This window comes from Aeribacillus sp. FSL K6-3256 (assembly GCF_037965805.1).
Classification (GTDB): domain Bacteria; phylum Bacillota; class Bacilli; order Bacillales; family Aeribacillaceae; genus Aeribacillus; species Aeribacillus composti.
In genome coordinates this window covers 2,279,100-2,296,385 of record NZ_CP150188.1, presented here as the reverse complement: position 1 = coordinate 2,296,385, position 17,286 = coordinate 2,279,100, and the positions used below count along the sequence as shown (strand labels likewise).

16 protein-coding genes are annotated in these 17,286 nt (G+C 39.4%); 15 read left to right on the top strand and 1 reads right to left on the bottom strand.

The genetic code is table 11. From position 1 onward, the window contains the following. Positions 1 to 11: 11 nt before the first annotated feature. The 3 genes from NSQ84_RS10920 (at position 12) to NSQ84_RS10910 (ending at position 2,110) form a co-directional block, all read left to right on the top strand. On the top strand, positions 12 to 536 hold the full coding sequence (locus NSQ84_RS10920) for a YceD family protein (RefSeq protein ID WP_066251834.1): 525 nt from the start codon (positions 12 to 14) through the stop codon (positions 534 to 536). Positions 537 to 564: 28 nt separating this feature from the next. Further along, the gene (gene rpmF / locus NSQ84_RS10915) at positions 565 to 738 is read left to right on the top strand and encodes a 50S ribosomal protein L32 (RefSeq protein ID WP_063388509.1); all 174 of its coding nucleotides are present in this window, start codon (positions 565 to 567) and stop codon (positions 736 to 738) included. Between the two features lie 778 nt (positions 739 to 1,516). Continuing rightward, on the top strand, positions 1,517 to 2,110 hold the full coding sequence (locus NSQ84_RS10910) for an RsfA family transcriptional regulator (RefSeq protein WP_066251829.1): 594 nt from the start codon (positions 1,517 to 1,519) through the stop codon (positions 2,108 to 2,110). 99 nt (positions 2,111 to 2,209) lie between these two features. Here the strand turns inward: NSQ84_RS10910 and NSQ84_RS10905 are convergent, their stop codons facing one another. After that, positions 2,210 to 2,689: an N-acetyltransferase gene (locus NSQ84_RS10905; protein ID WP_063388507.1), complete on the bottom strand. Its 480-nt coding sequence runs from the start codon at positions 2,687 to 2,689 to the stop codon at positions 2,210 to 2,212. Positions 2,690 to 2,877: 188 nt separating this feature from the next. Between NSQ84_RS10905 and NSQ84_RS10900 the strand changes: the two genes are divergently transcribed. From NSQ84_RS10900 to spoVE, 12 genes are all read left to right on the top strand, one after another. Further along, a complete protein-coding gene (locus NSQ84_RS10900; RefSeq protein ID WP_063388506.1) occupies positions 2,878 to 3,762 on the top strand; it encodes a 2-dehydropantoate 2-reductase in 885 nt (294 codons plus the stop codon). Next, positions 3,762 to 4,145, top strand: coding sequence for a DUF3397 family protein (locus NSQ84_RS10895; RefSeq protein ID WP_063388505.1), 384 nt, complete (start codon positions 3,762 to 3,764; stop codon positions 4,143 to 4,145). The genes NSQ84_RS10900 and NSQ84_RS10895 overlap by 1 nt, the downstream gene beginning before the upstream one ends. A 66-nt stretch (positions 4,146 to 4,211) precedes the next feature. Then, positions 4,212 to 5,867 carry a bacillithiol biosynthesis cysteine-adding enzyme BshC gene (gene bshC, locus NSQ84_RS10890; protein ID WP_157727999.1) on the top strand — a complete coding sequence of 552 codons (1,656 nt, stop codon included), beginning with the start codon at positions 4,212 to 4,214 and terminating at the stop codon, positions 5,865 to 5,867. 123 nt (positions 5,868 to 5,990) lie between these two features. Continuing rightward, positions 5,991 to 6,422, top strand: a complete 432-nt coding sequence (gene mraZ / locus NSQ84_RS10885) for a division/cell wall cluster transcriptional repressor MraZ (RefSeq protein ID WP_063388503.1) — start codon at positions 5,991 to 5,993, stop codon at positions 6,420 to 6,422. A 54-nt stretch (positions 6,423 to 6,476) separates the two neighbouring features. Continuing rightward, on the top strand, positions 6,477 to 7,412 hold the full coding sequence (gene rsmH / locus NSQ84_RS10880; protein WP_066251827.1) for a 16S rRNA (cytosine(1402)-N(4))-methyltransferase RsmH: 936 nt from the start codon (positions 6,477 to 6,479) through the stop codon (positions 7,410 to 7,412). A 10-nt stretch (positions 7,413 to 7,422) separates the two neighbouring features. Next, complete coding sequence (ftsL, locus tag NSQ84_RS10875) at positions 7,423 to 7,782, top strand: cell division protein FtsL (protein WP_063388501.1); 360 nt, start codon at positions 7,423 to 7,425, stop codon at positions 7,780 to 7,782. 5 nt (positions 7,783 to 7,787) lie between these two features. Beyond that, positions 7,788 to 9,944 carry a penicillin-binding protein gene (locus NSQ84_RS10870; protein WP_066251824.1) on the top strand — a complete coding sequence of 719 codons (2,157 nt, stop codon included), beginning with the start codon at positions 7,788 to 7,790 and terminating at the stop codon, positions 9,942 to 9,944. Positions 9,945 to 10,092: 148 nt separating this feature from the next. After that, a complete protein-coding gene (locus NSQ84_RS10865; RefSeq protein ID WP_066251821.1) occupies positions 10,093 to 12,030 on the top strand; it encodes a stage V sporulation protein D in 1,938 nt (645 codons plus the stop codon). A gap of 109 nt (positions 12,031 to 12,139) precedes the next feature. Further along, entirely contained in the window at positions 12,140 to 13,618 is a 1,479-nt protein-coding gene (locus NSQ84_RS10860) for a UDP-N-acetylmuramoyl-L-alanyl-D-glutamate--2,6-diaminopimelate ligase (RefSeq protein WP_066251819.1), read from the top strand. Positions 13,619 to 13,720: 102 nt separating this feature from the next. Beyond that, positions 13,721 to 14,695 carry a phospho-N-acetylmuramoyl-pentapeptide-transferase gene (gene mraY / locus NSQ84_RS10855; RefSeq protein ID WP_066251816.1) on the top strand — a complete coding sequence of 325 codons (975 nt, stop codon included), beginning with the start codon at positions 13,721 to 13,723 and terminating at the stop codon, positions 14,693 to 14,695. 15 nt (positions 14,696 to 14,710) lie between these two features. Then, positions 14,711 to 16,051 (top strand): UDP-N-acetylmuramoyl-L-alanine--D-glutamate ligase, encoded by a 1,341-nt coding sequence (murD, locus tag NSQ84_RS10850; RefSeq protein WP_066251982.1) that lies wholly within the window; start codon positions 14,711 to 14,713, stop codon positions 16,049 to 16,051. Positions 16,052 to 16,092: 41 nt separating this feature from the next. Then, the gene (spoVE, locus tag NSQ84_RS10845; RefSeq protein ID WP_063388496.1) at positions 16,093 to 17,193 is read left to right on the top strand and encodes a stage V sporulation protein E; all 1,101 of its coding nucleotides are present in this window, start codon (positions 16,093 to 16,095) and stop codon (positions 17,191 to 17,193) included. The last annotated feature ends 93 nt before the right edge of the window (positions 17,194 to 17,286 follow it).

The window sequence follows — 17,286 nt, the reverse complement described above, 5'->3', positions numbered from 1 at the left end:
GGTGATATATGTTGAAATGGTCTGTTCATCAATTGTATAAACTGCAGAAAAAAGGCTTACAAATCAATGAAGATGTCGATCTATATGATCTTGTCCAAAATCATCCTGATTTGCGGGAGATAACTCCTGTTCATGTTCAAGGACATGCAGATATAAGCTCTATGAAAGTCATCTTTCATTTAACAATTACTGGCGAAATGACGCTTCCTTGCGCAAGAACACTTGTTGATGTTAAATATCCATTTGAAATCCGCACATCGGAAACGTTTTTGTTTAGCTCCGACGAGTATGAAACGAGTGAGCAAACACATGTTGTTCAAGGAGAAGTCATTGATTTAATGCCAATCATTCATGAGCTTGTCCTTTTAGAAATTCCGCTTCAAGTGTTTAGTGATGAAGAGGAAAACAAGCAGGAAGCAGCACCTCAAGAAGGAAAGTTTTGGAAGTTAATAAAAAAGGAAGAACAACAAAACAAAATTGACCCAAGATTAGCTAGCTTAGCTAAGTTATTGGATAAGAAAGAAAATGATTCTTAAAGCTTTGCTCTGTAAGGAGGTGGGAAAAATGGCAGTACCTTTTAGAAGAACATCCAAAACGAAAAAAAGATTGCGCCGTACACATTTTAAATTACAAGTTCCAGGTATGGTAGAATGTCCAAACTGCGGAGAAATGAAGCTGGCGCACCGCGTATGCAAATCTTGCGGAACATACAAAGGCAGAGAAGTAGTAAACAAATAATGAAAAGTGACCATACCCGTGTCAAGTAGACAATTTAGCTGCGGCCTTTTCTCGATATTCAGTCGGGGAAAGGCCGTTACATTTTGTGAAAGCAAATGCGGCTTAAGATCTGCTTGAACGGCTTGATCGTTTTGGACTTTCTGTATTAAAGCGCGAGAAAAAGCTTTTCAATACATACATATTTTTTCTCCTGGCACAAAGGCTTCCTTGAATCTTTGAAAATTTCTTAATCCATTCTGCAATCTGTGCATCCTCTTTATTCCTAAGGCTCCATGAAGCTGCCGAGAAAACGATCCTTCCTCTAATGTTAAGCGAACGACTTCACGAATATGAGTAGAAGATTTGTCCTTTTAGCATAAATCTCCTCCAAGCTAGACTCTAAAAAATATCCTCTTTTTTGACAGCCAGCCTGCTGGCGGAATGGGAAAAGATGTGAAGAAAATGTCGAATGCCGAATTAGAACAACCGCTTCTTCCAAATTTACTAATGCATCTCTCAATTCTCCCTCGATTTTCAAAAAAAACTTTTTAGGAAGCAGAAGAAATGTCAATGAAAGAAGCACATTCTTTTTCCTTTCAACTAAAACTGTGCTTCTATCGTTTCTATTACAGGCATATATATTATTAAAAATTGCATGAAATAGTTGAGATGAGGCAAAAAGCTCGCATCACAAAATTTAGAAAAGAGAATGGAAGCAACAATTGATTTGTTACATCTCATTCTATTTTTAAAAAATCATTTTTAAGAAAAAGTCAAATCAAAACGGAGGGATGAACAAATGGCGGTGACACGGCAAGATGCATGGACAGAGGATGAAGATCTGCTCTTGAAAGAAATTGTTTTGCAGCATATTCGCGAAGGCGGAACACAACTAAAGGCTTTTGAGATCGTTGCGGAGAAACTTTCAAGAACGGCTGCTGCATGCGGTTTTCGCTGGAATTCATATTTGCGAAAAAAATATGAAACAGACATTGAACTTGCGAAACAGGAACGTAAAAAATTTAGACAGCAAAAAGAAAAGAAAAATTCCGAAAAAAAGCTGCTTCATTATGAGGAAGCAGGTGGAAGATCGGAAATCACTATCGATGATGTGATTGCTTTTTTAAAGTCTACACAGCACCAACCGGTGAACAATCGGTTGGAAGAAGAAAATAAAAGCTTGCGTGAAAAAATCTCTTTTCTAGAACAAAAAGTAGAAGAATTTAAAAACGAAAATGAACAATTACATGAACAATTGAAGAAGATTGAAAATGAATTTTACGCTTTTATTAAAATGATGGAAAAAGTGAGGGAACGAGCAGGATTGAAAGAAGAGGCGGAGGAAGAAAAAATGAAACATAAAAAAAGACCGTTTCAGTTCGGTCAGGAATGAAAAAAGGGAGATTCTAAAAATAGATGAAACCGACAAAGCGTGTCGGTTTCATCAACTATCGACTTCTGACTTTGAAAAAGACGCTGGCAGCGTCTTTTTTTAATGAGCTCCCTTTTCTTTGACAGTGACACCGTTAGGATACCAAACGAGAGGATTTTCTCCACGATCTCGTTTCATATCATACTTTACAGGGACAAAGCCCATCTTTTCCCAAAAGCCAGCCGATTTCATACGCGGATTTGTTTTTATAGGCAAGCCGAACGATTTGGCAAAATCAACTAGCGCTTTTCCATACCCTTTTCTTTGGTATTCAGGAAGCACTTCCAATTTCCATAACTCAAGATAGTCCTGTTTTGGCTCAAAATATTGATCATATTTTTTATCCACCCGATATAAACTCATCCGGGCAATTAATTTGTCTCCGTAGTAAATCCCGTAAAAGGGCGAATCGCTGTTATTTTCGATAATATTTGCTTCTAAATCCTCCAGCATGGATAATTCTTGTAAACCGTATTCTTTAAATTTTTTAAATTCCTCTAAAGTTTTATAATTGACTAATAATTTTTCCACTTTTACCATGGCGAATCTCCCCCAATTGCCGCTATAATGATAGACGCCTTTTCACTCACATTATACTAAACATAAAGAGAAAATAACATTGAAAAAATAATAAAAAAGCAAATATAATCAAATTTTTAATTATATTCAGGAAAAAGAAGAATTTTTAGTTTTTGTTTGTTATGATACATATGAGAGAGGTGGAGAACTTGAAGATCGGTGTAATTGGCGGAGGAGCTGTAGGCTTGTTAATATCGGCATACCTTAGCCGAAAACATGACATTACCCTTTATACAAAGACGGAAGAGCAGGCAATTTCGGTAAGGACAGAAGGGATACATGTCATAGGCCCGAACCCTTGGACTGCATATGTAAAATCACGTGCAGATGTATTATATAAAGAAGAAATATTAATTATTGCTGTCAAGCAATATAGTCTGCCGTCATTATTTGGAAATCTAAAGCAATTGCCGCCGAAAAAGATTGTATTTGTTCAAAACGGCATAACTCATATCGGCAGAATGAAAGAGCTTGCCCAACATGAATTGTATATAGGTGTTGTAGAGCACGGCGCCTTAAAAAAATCCCCCAATACCGTTCACCATACTGGTATTGGGAAAATTCGCATCAGCCCGTATGACGGCGGTGGGGCGCGGGAATTTATTGATCAGTTAAATACGTCTGATCCTTTATTTTTGATACAATATGAAGAGGATTGGGAGCCGGTTGTATTGAAAAAATTGGCCGCAAATGCAGTTATTAATCCATTAACTGCCTTATTTCGAATGCCGAATGGCCACATCGTCAGCAATCCTTATGTTGCAAAGCTTGCCAAAAAGCTATTTCACGAAGTATGTGATGTTCTTGAAATAAATGATAAGGATGATTTATGGGAATATATTGAAAGTATTGCAATAAAGACAAAAAACAATCGTTCATCAATGCTGTCGGATATTGAACATCATAAAAAAACAGAAATTGATTCAATATTAGGGGATCTCATTCAAAAAGGGAAAGAAAAGGGTGCTCATACTTGTACAATGGAATTTTTGTACAATGCGATTAAAGGGTTGGAAAACCGGGAGGAACGTTGATGGGAATTGTTATAGGAATCATCGCCTTTTTTGTGACGTTTCCATTGGCCGCGTGGCTGCTGTTTTTGGTTCTTTTTCGTGTTTTATTAAAGAGTAAGAAAAAATCTTTCCTTTTGAGCGTGGATGTGGCTGCTGTATTTTTTGCCGTTTCATTTTGGATCAAGCTTTCTGTTATTTGGCATCATCAATCGTTTTTATGGCTGCTTTGTTTATATTTGTTGCTTTTTTTGGCGACAGCTGGACTTCAATTCGTATTCACTGACGAGATCAAATGGATGAAAGCATTGAAAATGATGTGGAGAAGCTCTTTTTTAATATTTTTTCTGCTGTCTGAGAGCATGGCGATCATCGGGGTGTTTATGTACATAATGAATCAAATGTGAATAAATAAAAGCAAATTTTTTTTGTTTGAAAATATTACATGCTATACTCTTGTCGGGGTAATGATAATGAACGAAGAAAGGAAGTTAATAGATATGGAGGCGTTTGAACTCTTCCTTCCTCAATCCAATCCTTTTGTGAACAATTATATAAATCGGCGATTAGAGGTTGAAAAATATTTTGATTATGATCCATTTCAAGAAGATGTATTTCAAAAAAGATATGACGATATTTTATCAAGGACTTATAAGAGGGATGAGCTGGCGGATGTTTTAATCCAATATCATAAGCGGCTGAACGCAACAGAACAGATAATGGAGAATATTTTAAAATTAAAAAATCCGAATAGTGTCGTCGTTGTGGGCGGTCAGCAAGCTGGACTCTTAACAGGACCTTTATATACAATACATAAAATCATTTCCATATTGGCATTGGCGAAAGAGCAAGAGAAAAAGCTGAACATACCTGTTGTTCCCGTTTTTTGGATCGCGGGGGAGGATCATGACTTTGACGAAATTAATCATCTCTATGTGACAGACAGAGGACGTTTGAAAAAGAAAACGATCATGCAAACACAACGTAAAAAAACAATGATATCGGAGTTATCAATTGATAAAAACGCTTGTCGCATTTGGCTGGAAGAAGTTTTTGCGGCATTTGGCGAAACGAAATATACGAAACATTTGCTTGCTTCTTTGTATCATGAGCTTGACCAATCTGCCACTTATGTTGAATTTTTTGAACGATTACTCATCTCCATGTTCGGAGATGAAGGAATTGTACTTATCAACTCTGGATCAAAAGAATTGCGGGAATTGGAAAAATCTTATTTCGAACAAATGCTCATGGCAACTGACAGCATTTATCATCAAGTCGTCAAGCAGCAGCAAATTTTAAAAGAAGAAGGATATCCATATCAAGCAATTACAATGAGAGAAAACTGCGCCAATCTGTTTTATCAAATAGAAGATGAGCGCTATTTGCTCATAGAAAAAGAGAAGAATCTATTTTCGATCCCTGAAATCAATTGGACGTCTTCGTTGTCTGATCTTTTAGAAGAAGTCAGAATGAATCCATGGAAGTTCAGCAATAATGTAGTGACAAGACCGGTCATGCAGGAATATTTGCTTCCGACTTTGGCTTTTATCGCCGGACCAGGAGAAATTGCATATTGGGCAGAATTAAAAGGGGTATTTCATTTATTCTCGATGAATGTGCCGCCAGTTATTCCGAGAATTCATTTGACGATTTTAGAAAGAAACATAGAGTCGGACTTGCTAGAATTAGACCTGCCGTTAGAAGAGGTTCTTAAGCAGGGGGTTGAACCGTTAAAACATAGGTGGTTTAAACAAAAGGAGCCTTTTGATGTCAGCGCATATGTGTCGAAAGCAAAAGAAGAGATTGAGGACATTCATCGGTCATTGCGAGAAAAAATAGAGGATTTCGACCAAAGCTTAGCGCCCGTATTGCGAAAAAACGCACAATTTATCGAACAGCAGATAGATTTTGTGGAAAGGATCGTTCAAAAAAAGATACATGCAAAATATGAAGCAGAGCTGCAAAAGTTCAGGCGTATTGAGTATTCACTGAAACCGAATAATCAATGGCAAGAAAGAGTATGGAATATTTATTACTATTTAAACAAATATGGGCCGAATTTTGTAAAAGATTTGCAGCAGTTGACATATACTTTCAATGGAAAACATAAAATTGTCAAATTATAAAACTATTTTTTGAAAAATCCTGTGTCATACAGGGTTTTTTTTTATGTCCATTAATAGTACAATAAATTTGTGGTGAAAAGTGGGGGGAAGTGGTGGAAAAGAAATGAAAGTGGGGCCAACGTGATGTTTATGGGAGAATACCAACATACGATCGATTCAAAAGGAAGATTGATCGTACCCGCAAAATTCAGGGAAGGCCTTGGCGAGAAGTTTGTTCTCACGAGAGGTCTTGATCAATGCTTGTTTGGATATCCCCTCAGCGAATGGAAAGTGATTGAAGAGAAACTGAAAGCTCTCCCATTAACAAAAAAAGATGCCCGAGCTTTTACACGATTTTTCTTTTCCGGCGCTATTGAATGTGAAATGGACAAGCAAGGACGGATTAACATTGCGGCTCCACTTCTTGCCTACGCGAAATTGGAAAAAGAATGCGTCGTCATCGGCGTTTCCAGTCGGATAGAAATTTGGAGCAAACAAAATTGGGAGCAATACGTGGCTGAACAAGAAGAATCATTTGAAGAAATTGCAGAAAACATGATTGATTTTGATATTTGATGTTCATCCTATCCATGATCAAAACTTCTTCCGTTGGAAACGAGGTGCTGGATATTGTTTGTACATAAGACAGTTTTGCTGGATGAAGCGATTGAAGGTTTACGAATAAAAGAGGACGGAATTTATGTTGATTGCACATTAGGAGGGGCAGGCCATAGCGAACAAATTGCTAAAAGGCTGACAACTGGACATTTATACGCCTTTGACCAAGATGAAGCTGCAATTGCTTTTGCGAAGGAAAAACTCGCGCCCTTCCAAGATAAAGTAACCATCATCAAAAGCAATTTTAAACATTTAAAAGAAGAGCTTTTCTCTAGGGGTGTTCATCAAGTAGACGGGATTTTGTTTGATTTGGGAGTATCTTCGCCTCAGCTGGACACACCGGAACGAGGCTTCAGCTATCAATATGACGCTCCACTTGATATGAGAATGGATCAAAACCAAGAGCTTTCCGCTTTTACCATTGTCAACACCTGGCCTTATGAAAAGCTTGTAAAAATTTTTTTTCAATACGGAGAAGAAAAATTTTCAAAGCAAATTGCTCGAAAAATTGAACTTGCCCGCAAAAAAAAGGCCATTCAAACAACTGGCGAGCTGACGGAAATTATAAAAGAGGCCATTCCTTCCGCCGCTAGAAGAAAAGGTGGGCATCCTGCCAAACGCATCTTTCAAGCAATTAGAATTGCCGTCAATGACGAGCTTTCCGCTTTTGAAAGCGCGGTTAGTCAGGCAATTGAACTGTTAGCTCCAGAAGGGCGGATATGTGTTATTACGTTCCATTCTTTAGAAGATCGAATTTGCAAACTGGCGTTTAGAAAAGCTGCCAGCCAAGCAGAAATTCCGCGCAACATACCGATAATTCCCAACGAAATGCTGCCAGAAATCAAAATTATAACAAAAAAACCGATCGTGCCGTCGGAAAATGAAATTGAAGAAAATCGAAGGGCGAGATCCGCTAAACTTCGTATAGCAGAAAAGATTAAAAAATAGGAGGTTTTCTATGAGCAATTTAGCTGTCAAAATTCAAGAAAGGCGACAAGAAGAAAAGAAGCATGCAAAACAAACCCTCGTTGTTAAACGAAAAAGATCCTCCATTACATTAGGCGAGAAACTGTTATTTGTTGTTTTTTTATTTTTGATGCTGGTATGCTCCATTTGGATTATCTCAAATAGTGTGAAATTGTATCAAGCAAATATAGAAATGCAGAAAATCGAAGCTGAAATTGAAAATCAGGAAAAAATCAACAGTGATTTAAACCTTCAGGTCGATGAATTGAAAAGACCTGAAAGAATTTATAAAATTGCTAAAGACTTAGGCTTCACATTAGATCCAAGCAAAGTAAAAGGCATACAGGACTGATTGGGATGAAGAAAAGCAAAAATATGAATCGGGGAGCAGCAATATTATCCGTAATATTTGTTCTGCTCTTTTTTATCTTATTTGGGAGGTTTTTCTACATTCAAGCGACAGGAACTGTCGATGGTCAAGTGCTAGCTGTTAAGGCAAAAGAAAAATATGAAAAAAAGCGCATGCTTGAAGCCCGCCGCGGCCAAATATTGGATCAAAAAGGAAACGTGCTCGCTGAAGATACTGTTACCTATACATTAGTAGCTGTATTGGATGAAAAAATGACAACGGATCCCGACCATCCGAATCATGTTGTCGATCCTGAAGAAACGGCAGAAAAATTAGCTCCCATTCTTGGAATGAAACAGAAAGAAATCGAAACTATTTTGAAAAAAGACAAGTTTCAGGTCGAATTCGGAGAAAAAGGAAGAAACATCAGCTTTGCGAAAAAACAGCAAATTGAAAAGCTTAAATTGCCCGGCATCGGTTTTATTCGCGATACAAAACGTTTTTATCCAAACGGAAAATTTGCATCATATGTGATTGGCTACGCCAAGCGAGATGAAAAGACGGGAAAAACAACCGGGCAGCTGGGGATAGAAAAAAGCTTAGATAAATATTTGCAGGAAACAGACGGATATGTGATATATGAAAGCGACCGAAGCGGCTACAAGCTGCCGGGCAGCAAAGACAAAATTGTTACGCCGAATAACGGAGCCGACGTTTATTTAACAATTGACCAAAAAATTCAAACGTTTTTGGAAGATGCGTTAAATGAAGCTGAAAAACAATATCAGCCGACGAAAATGATCGGAATTGTCGCAGACCCAAAAACGGGGAAAATTTTAGCGATGTCTCAGCGGCCAAGCTTTGATCCAAACGAGCGTGATATTCAAAATTTTTACAATGACGCTGTTTCTTACCGTTTTGAGCCTGGTTCGACAATGAAAATTTTTACATTAGCTGCTGCGGTTAATGAAGGGGTTTATAACGGCAACGAAAAATATAAGTCCGGGATGTATAAAGTAAAAGGCGCAAGTCCTATATACGATCATAACAATGTCGGATGGGGCACCATTACGTTTGATGAAGCTGTTCAGCGGTCATCCAATGTCGGTTTTGCCATATTAGCGCATAAAAAGATTGGGCTTGAGCGGTTTTATCAATATTTAAATCGTTTTGGGTTTTTAGAAAAAACGGGTATTGATTTGCCGAACGAAGAGAACAGCAAATTAAATTACAAATGGGAGAGGGATAAAATTTCGACTGCATTTGGACAAGCGTCAGCTTTCACACCAATCCAGCTCGTACAAGCTGCAACAGCTATTGCCAACGATGGGAAGATGATGAAGCCTTATGTCATCGATAAAATTGTAGACCCTGACACAAATCGAGTGCTAAAGAAGACGGAACCATCGGTAGAAGGCGAACCAATCACAAAAGAAACTGCTGCGAAAACGCTTGATATTTTAGAAACTGTTGTGACATCTGAACATGGAACAGGGAAACCTTTTCAAATACCGGGGTACCACATCGCCGGGAAGACTGGGACAGCTCAAATAGCAGGAGAAGGAGGACGTTATTTAACGGGTCGGGAAAATTATGTATTTTCCTTTTTAGGAATGGCTCCAAAAGAAAATCCAGAGCTCATTGTCTACGTTGCTGTTCAGCAGCCGAAGTTGAAGCCGACAGAAACCGGTTCAGCTCCTGTTTCCATGATTTTTAAATCAGTGATGAAAAATAGTCTTGAATATTTAAAAATTGAACCGACAACTGCTGCTGCGAAGGAAGAAAAAAATGTTAAAAATGAAAAAGAAGTCGGAGTTTCACTGCCTGAATATAAAGGCCAGCAGGTTCAACAAGCCGTTCAACAGCTCGAAAAACAGCAAATTCAACCAATTGTTCTAGGCGGCGGAGCCACCGTCACCTCCCAATATCCAAGCGCGACTTCACGGGTGATCCAAAGAGAAAAAGTGTTTCTTCTAACGGACGGAGCTGTGAAAATGCCGAACATTTCCGGATGGTCGTTGCGGGATGTGATGAAGCTGTGTTCCATCATGGAGCTTGAGCTGAAATATGAAGGAAGCGGATATGTTAACGCACAAAATATTAAACCAGGCACTGAAATTAGAAAAGGAGATCAATTAACTATTAAATTAAAAAAGCCTAAGTAGTACCACAATAGGAGCCCGCTTTTAAAAAAAATGTATCTGGGAACGGTTTGGCAAGCGGGCGCCTGCTTCCGCTTGAAGCTTGTTCTATATTAAATGGACGAGGCATATATTTTGATAGCGAACCTACATGAGGGGAGTTATCATATATATGCGCGTTTCAAATGTAACAGTAAGAAAACGGCTCGTTTTCGTTCTATTGGCAGGTTTTTTGATTTTCGCCGTGATCGAAGTAAGACTAGGATATGTCCAATTTGTGTTAGGCGGGCAATTAACTTCTCTTGCCAAGGATTTATGGAGCAGAAATATCCCTTTTGAACCAAAGCGGGGAGAAATCGTGGACAGAAATGGGGAGAAGCTTGCGACAAATGTCAGTGCTCCGAGCGTTTTTATCATTCCCCGTCAGGTCGAAAATCCAGCTGAAACGGCTCAAAAGCTTGCTTCTGTCTTAAATATGCCGACGGAAAAAGCTTATCAATACGTAACGAAAAAAGAAATGATTGTCCGTGTTCATCCTGAAGGGCGGAAAATATCTGACGAAAAAGCGCAAGAAATACGCAGTTTAAATTTAAAAGGCGTTTACATTGCCGAAGATTCTAAAAGATATTATCCGTTTAACAGCCTTTTAGCGCACGTTTTGGGCTTTACAGGGATAGACAATCAAGGGCTAAGCGGACTTGAATTATATTATGATCGGCAATTGAAAGGCCAAAAAGGATATGTTAAATTTTATTCTGATGCTAAAGGAAAAAGAATGCCAAATGAAGTGGAGGAATATATGCCTCCTGTGGACGGCTTGAATTTAAAGTTGACGATTGATGCAAAAATTCAATCGATCATCGAAAGGGAATTGGACATTGCCGAATCGAAATACAATCCGGACGGAATAATTGCCATTGCCATGAATCCGAACAACGGAGAAATTTTAGGCATGGCATCAAGACCGACATTTGATCCGACAAAATATCAGCATGTCGATCCGAAAGTTTATAACCGAAATTTGCCGATCTGGAGCACGTATGAACCTGGATCAACATTTAAAATTATCACGTTAGCAGCCGCTCTTGAAGAAAAGAAGGTTGATCTTTATAGAGAGCATTTTTACGACCCGGGTTATGTAAAAGTTGCCGGTGCGACATTAAGATGTTGGAAAAAAGGCGGACATGGGGATCAGACGTTTCTTGAAGTTGTTCAAAATTCATGCAACCCGGGATTTGTTGAACTTGGACAAAGGCTGGGAACATCGACTTTGTTTGAATATATTAAAAAATTTGGCTTTGGTGAAAAAACGGGGATTGATTTAGCAGGTGAAGGAAGCGGCATTCTATTTCAAGAAAGTCAGGTTGGACCTGTCGAGCTTGCGACCACAGCGTTCGGCCAAGGGGTCTCTGTAACGCCGATCCAGCAAGTGGCCGCTGTTTCAGCCGCGATCAACGGCGGTGTTTTATATACACCGAATATCGCAAAAGAATGGATTGACCCGGATACGGGAGATGTTGTATCAAGAAAGACTCCTGAGGCGAAAAGACGCGTTATTTCCGAGGAAACATCCAAACAAATTCGCGCTGCTCTTGAAAGTGTTGTTGCAAAAGGTACAGGAAGAGGAGCGTTTGTTGAAGGGTATCGGGTCGGAGGAAAAACGGGGACTGCGCAAAAAGCTGCTCCCGGCGGAGGATATTTGACAAATAATCATATTGTATCGTTTATTGGTTTTGCACCTGCAGACAACCCTCAAATAGTTGTTTATGTCGCCGTTGATAATCCAAAGGGAACGGTGCAATTTGGCGGTGTTGTTGCCGCGCCAATTGTAGGAACAATCATAAAAGACAGTCTCCGACAGCTCGGTGTGAAGCCTAGAACGAAGCAAATGGAAAAAAAGGAAACTTGGCTGGATGAAAAGTTCGTCACAGTACCGGACGTTTTAGGACTCTCAAAACAAGAGCTCGCTGAACAGCTTGTGAATTTAAAACTTGATGTAAACGGCGACGGCAAGGTAGTCGTTCAACAATCGCCAAAAGCAGGCGTAAAGGTAAAAGAAGGATCTACTGTACGAATTTTATTAGGAGACGAGGCGGCAGCAGACGAATAATTTTCTAAAAAAGGGCTTTTTGAAACAACTGCTTTTGAAAAGCCCTTGTCGCTCATTTTAAGCTAAGATAAAATAATGGAGAATGTTTTTTTGAGAAAGGATTATCGTTATGAAATTAGATGCAATTCTCACTGCTCTACATCATTATAAACGTTATGGTAATGGGAATCCTGAGATTACTTCATTGGAAATGGATTCGCGTGCTGTGAAGGAAGGAAGCTTATTTATTTGCATCAAAGGCTTTACGGTAGACGGTCATGAGTTTGCTTTAGAAGCTGTAAAAAAAGGCGCGGCCGCTCTGTTATCAGAAAAACCGCTGAATCATCTGCCGGGTGATATCCCGGTAATTGTCGTAAATGATACAAAACGGGCAATGGCTGTGCTTGCTGATTATTTTTATGACCAGCCAACACATAAGCTTCACCTCATCGGTGTCACGGGCACGAACGGAAAAACGACTACGACTCATCTGATTGATCATATTTTTCGCAATGCCGGCTATAAAACCGGTTTAATCGGAACAATGTATACAAAAATAAATGATCAACAATACGAAGTAAAAAATACAACGCCTGACAGCTTAACCCTGCAAAAAACATTTAAAAAGATGATCGAGGAGAACGTGACCCACGCCAGTATGGAGGTTTCCTCTCATGCGCTGCATATGGGACGAGTCCACGGCTGTGATTTTGATGTTGCAGTATTTACGAATCTCACCCAAGACCATTTAGACTATCACCAAACAATGGAAGAATATCGAAATGCGAAAGGATTATTGTTTGCTCAGCTCGGAAATAAATATGATCATGATCATCCAAAATTTTCTATATTGAATGGTGATGATCCAGCCTCTGACTATTACAGACATATGACTTCTTCCCATATCGTTACATATGGAATTGAAAACGAATGTGAGATTATGGCGAAAGAATTGAAAATGAATGCAAGCGGGACTTCTTTTCTCCTCGTTACTCCTGAAGGTACATTTCCTGTACAAATGAATTTAGTCGGGAAATTCAGCGTTTATAATGTTCTTGCTGCTATTGCGGCTTCTTTAGTTTCAGGAGTTGAGATCGAAAAGATCATCGAAGCGGTCGAATCGATGGAAGGTGTGCGCGGCCGATTTGAGTTAGTAGATTGCGGACAAAATTTTTCCGTCATTATTGACTATGCACACACACCAGACAGCTTGGACAATTTATTGAAAACGGTGAAGGAGCTTGCCAAAAAGAAAGTCATTTTAGTCGTTGGCTGCGGAGGAGACCGCGATCGAACGAAGCGTCCGCTTATGGCGAAAATTGCTGTTCAGTGGGCGGACATTCCAATTTTTACTTCCGACAACCCTAGAAATGAAGATCCACATCAAATATTAAAAGATATGACAGCTGGTGTCGACGGAGAACCTTTTCATTCAATTGTCGATCGAGAGGAAGCCATCCAATTTGCAATCAGCAATGCAGAAGAAGGAGATGTCGTCGTCATTGCAGGAAAAGGCCATGAAACATATCAACAAATCGGGGACAAAAAATTTGACTTCGATGATCGAAAAGTGGCTATTCGCGCTATTCAATTGAAAGAGAATAAATAATCAAGCAGGAAGAGGATTTGTTATGAAATTGGAATGGTTTAACATCAATAATCATATGGATATAAAGGCAAATGTTGGTTTTGGTGGGAGGAGGAAGTATCAATGCTAGAACAAGTCGTGCTTTTTACCATCTTAATGGGCTTTTTAATCAGTGTATTACTTTCTCCCATTTTTATTCCATTTTTAAGAAGGCTGAAATTTGGCCAAAGTATTCGGGATGAAGGACCAAAATCCCACCAAAAAAAATCCGGAACTCCGACGATGGGCGGAGTCATGATTATGTTATCCATCATTATCACCACTATTGTCATGACCAATAAATTTTCGAAACCGGGGATCGAAACGTTTTTGCTGTTGTTTGTAACAATCGGTTACGGACTCCTTGGATTTTTAGACGATATGATTAAAGTGGTGTTAAAAAGAAATCTCGGTCTGACTTCAAAACAAAAATTAATCGGTCAAATCATTGTTGCGGTTATTTTTTATTTTGTTTTAAATCAATTTGAGTTCTCTACAGAAATTCGATTGCCGGGGACGGAACTTTCTTTTGATCTTGGCTGGCTCTACCCGGTTCTTATTTTGTTTATGCTTGTAGGTGGCTCAAATGCCGTCAATTTGACCGACGGTCTCGATGGATTGTTATCCGGCTGCGCTGCAATTGCTTTCGGAGCATTTGCTGTATTGGCATGGAACAATAGTCAATATGATATCGCCATCTTTAGTGTTGCAGTGGTCGGTTCCGTATTAGGCTTTTTAGTGTTCAACGCTCACCCTGCAAAAGTGTTCATGGGAGATACTGGCTCATTGGCTTTAGGCGGAGCGATTGTCGCTGTAGCCATTTTGACAAAATTAGAAATTTTGCTTATAGTGATTGGCGGCGTGTTTGTTATTGAAACATTATCAGTCATTATTCAAGTAATTTCCTTTAAAATGACTGGAAAAAGAGTGTTTAAAATGAGCCCGCTCCACCATCACTATGAATTAAACGGATGGTCGGAATGGAAAGTCGTCGTGACATTCTGGGCGATGGGTTTGCTTTTTGCAATACTAGGAATTATCATCGAGGTGTGGTTATAATTGAAAAATGTACAAATGTATGTCGATCAAAACGTTCTCGTATTAGGTTTGGCGAAAAGCGGCTTGAGAGCCGCTAAATTATTGCATAAACTAGGTGCTCGTGTTACCGTAAACGACATGAAACCATACGAAGCAAATGATGATGTAAAAGAACTTGAAAGTTTAGGGATCAAACTTATTTTAGGAGAACATCCGGAACAATTGCTCGAGGAGCATAATATTGATATTGTTGTAAAAAATCCAGGCATTCCATACACAAACCCGATCGTACAAAAAGCAGCGAGCCAAAATATTCCCGTTATAACCGAAGTCGAGCTTGCGTATCAAATTTCTGAAGCGGAAATTATTGCGATAACTGGATCGAATGGAAAAACGACGACGACAACTTTAATATACGAAATGCTGAAGGCAGATGGAAAACAGCCGCTGCTGGCAGGAAATATCGGAAATGTGGCTTGTGAAGTTGTACAGGAAGCGACAAAGGAACAAATTGTAGTTATGGAGGTATCCTCGTTTCAGCTTTTAGGAACCATTCATTTTAAACCTTCAGTCGCGGTCTTGTTAAATATTTTTAATGCCCATCTAGACTATCATGGAACTCGCGAAAATTATATGCAAGCGAAAGGGAAAATTTTTTCAAACCAAGATGACCAATCGGTTGCGGTTATCAATTCGGATGATCAAGATGTTGTGCGTCTGTCTGAACTGTCAAACGGAAAGAAAATTTATTTTTCAACCAATAAGGAAGTATCAAATGGTGCTTATATCCAAAATGAATCCATTTGGTATGATGGTGAAAAAATTATTGATATAAAAGATATCGCTCTTGTCGGCAAGCATAACTTAGAAAATATTTTGGCCGCTATTTGTGCAGTAAAGGCGAAAAATGTTGGAAACAAAGCGATTCAAAAGGTGCTGGCATCGTTTTCAGGTGTAAAGCATCGCCTGCAATATGTTGGCGAAGTTTCAGGAAGAAAATTTTATAACGATTCGAAGGCCACGAATATTTTGGCAACAACAAAGGCTCTCGAAGCTTTTTCATCCCCTGTTGTATTGCTGGCCGGAGGGCTTGACCGGGGGAATGAATTTGATGAATTAATCCCGTATTTCAAACATGTGAAAGCAGTCATCACCTTTGGACAAACTGCCCCAAAAATAAAGAAGGCTGCAAAGAAGGCTGGAATAGAACTGATAGAACATGTCGATAATGTGGAACAAGCAGTCTTTGCGGCGTTTCGCATATCGGATATAGGTGATGTCATTTTGCTCTCTCCGGCCTGTGCAAGCTGGGATCAATATAAAACATTCGAAGAGAGAGGAGACATTTTCATAAACGCCGTGCATAAGCTAAAATAAGGGCTCGTACCCTTAAGCTTAAAAAAGATGGGGTGTTCGGCGTGTCGACAAAAAGCAAATCTCCAGATTTCATTTTAATTTTGATCACATTTTTGCTGCTTTCGATCGGTTTAATCATGGTATATAGCGCAAGCGCCATATGGGCAACGTATAAATTTGACGATGCATTCTTTTTTGCAAAGCGGCAGCTGCTGTTCGCCGCCTTGGGCATTGTTGCCATGTTCTTTTTTATGAATATAGACTATTGGACATGGAGAACGTGGGCAAAGGTGCTTTTAATCGTATGCTTCGTTTTGCTGATTGCCGTGTTGATTCCTGGAATTGGCGTTGTACGAAATGGCTCCAGAAGCTGGATCGGTGTCGGGGCATTTTCCATACAGCCTTCTGAGTTTATGAAGCTAGCGATGATCGCCTTTCTGGCTAAATTTTTGTCCGAAAATCAAAAATTTGTAACAACCATTAAAAAAGGGCTTTTCCCGTCCTTAGGATTAGTCTTTTTAGCATTTGGGATCATTATGCTTCAGCCGGATTTAGGAACAGCAACGGTGATGATGGGAGCATGTGTCGTCATGATCTTTGCAGCAGGAGCGAAAATTAGCCATTTTATCGGACTGGGATTGATAGGTGCACTCGGTTTTACCGCTCTTGTGTTATCAGCTCCTTATCGTATGAAAAGGATCACTTCGTTCCTCAATCCATGGGAGGATCCGCTTGGGAGCGGGTTTCAAATTATTCAATCGCTTTATGCAATTGGCCCTGGAGGCCTTTTCGGATTAGGATTGGGTCAAAGCAGACAAAAGTTTTTTTATTTGCCCGAGCCACAAACAGATTTTATTTTTGCGATCGTTGCGGAAGAATTGGGGTTTATAGGCGGTTCTCTTGTGCTTTTATTATTCTCTCTTTTGCTTTGGCGGGGAATTTTAATCGCGTTGAACGCGCCTGATTTATTCGGCAGCTTGCTAGCTGTCGGCATTGTTGCAATGGTTGCGATTCAAGTGATGATCAATATCGGGGTTGTCACAGGATTAATGCCTGTAACGGGCATCACCCTTCCGTTTTTAAGCTATGGAGGATCGTCACTGACGTTAATGCTGATGGCAATCGGGGTGCTTTTAAATATTAGCCGATATGCAAAATATTAAGCTTTCCAATCCGGATAAATATGGAAAAAAAAGGGGCTTTTCGGCTTGTTTGCTCAGCCTCTTTTAACTGTTTTATAAAAAGTTTCTAACATT

Excerpts from the sequence above, each read along its gene's own strand:
- NSQ84_RS10865 (WP_066251821.1), top strand. The coding sequence starts at position 10,093 with ATGCGCGTTTCAAATGTAACAGTAAGAAAACGGCTCGTTTTCGTTCTA.
- NSQ84_RS10870 (WP_066251824.1), top strand. The coding sequence starts at position 7,788 with ATGAAGAAAAGCAAAAATATGAATCGGGGAGCAGCAATATTATCCGTA.
- bshC (WP_157727999.1), top strand. The coding sequence starts at position 4,212 with ATGAACGAAGAAAGGAAGTTAATAGATATGGAGGCGTTTGAACTCTTC.
- NSQ84_RS10860 (WP_066251819.1), top strand. The coding sequence starts at position 12,140 with ATGAAATTAGATGCAATTCTCACTGCTCTACATCATTATAAACGTTAT.
- murD (WP_066251982.1), top strand. The coding sequence starts at position 14,711 with ATGTATGTCGATCAAAACGTTCTCGTATTAGGTTTGGCGAAAAGCGGC.
- NSQ84_RS10910 (WP_066251829.1), top strand. The coding sequence starts at position 1,517 with ATGGCGGTGACACGGCAAGATGCATGGACAGAGGATGAAGATCTGCTC.
- mraY (WP_066251816.1), top strand. The coding sequence starts at position 13,721 with ATGCTAGAACAAGTCGTGCTTTTTACCATCTTAATGGGCTTTTTAATC.
- rpmF (WP_063388509.1), top strand. The coding sequence starts at position 565 with ATGGCAGTACCTTTTAGAAGAACATCCAAAACGAAAAAAAGATTGCGC.
- NSQ84_RS10895 (WP_063388505.1), top strand. The coding sequence starts at position 3,762 with ATGGGAATTGTTATAGGAATCATCGCCTTTTTTGTGACGTTTCCATTG.
- ftsL (WP_063388501.1), top strand. The coding sequence starts at position 7,423 with ATGAGCAATTTAGCTGTCAAAATTCAAGAAAGGCGACAAGAAGAAAAG.
- NSQ84_RS10905 (WP_063388507.1), bottom strand. The coding sequence starts at position 2,689 with ATGGTAAAAGTGGAAAAATTATTAGTCAATTATAAAACTTTAGAGGAA.
- mraZ (WP_063388503.1), top strand. The coding sequence starts at position 5,991 with ATGTTTATGGGAGAATACCAACATACGATCGATTCAAAAGGAAGATTG.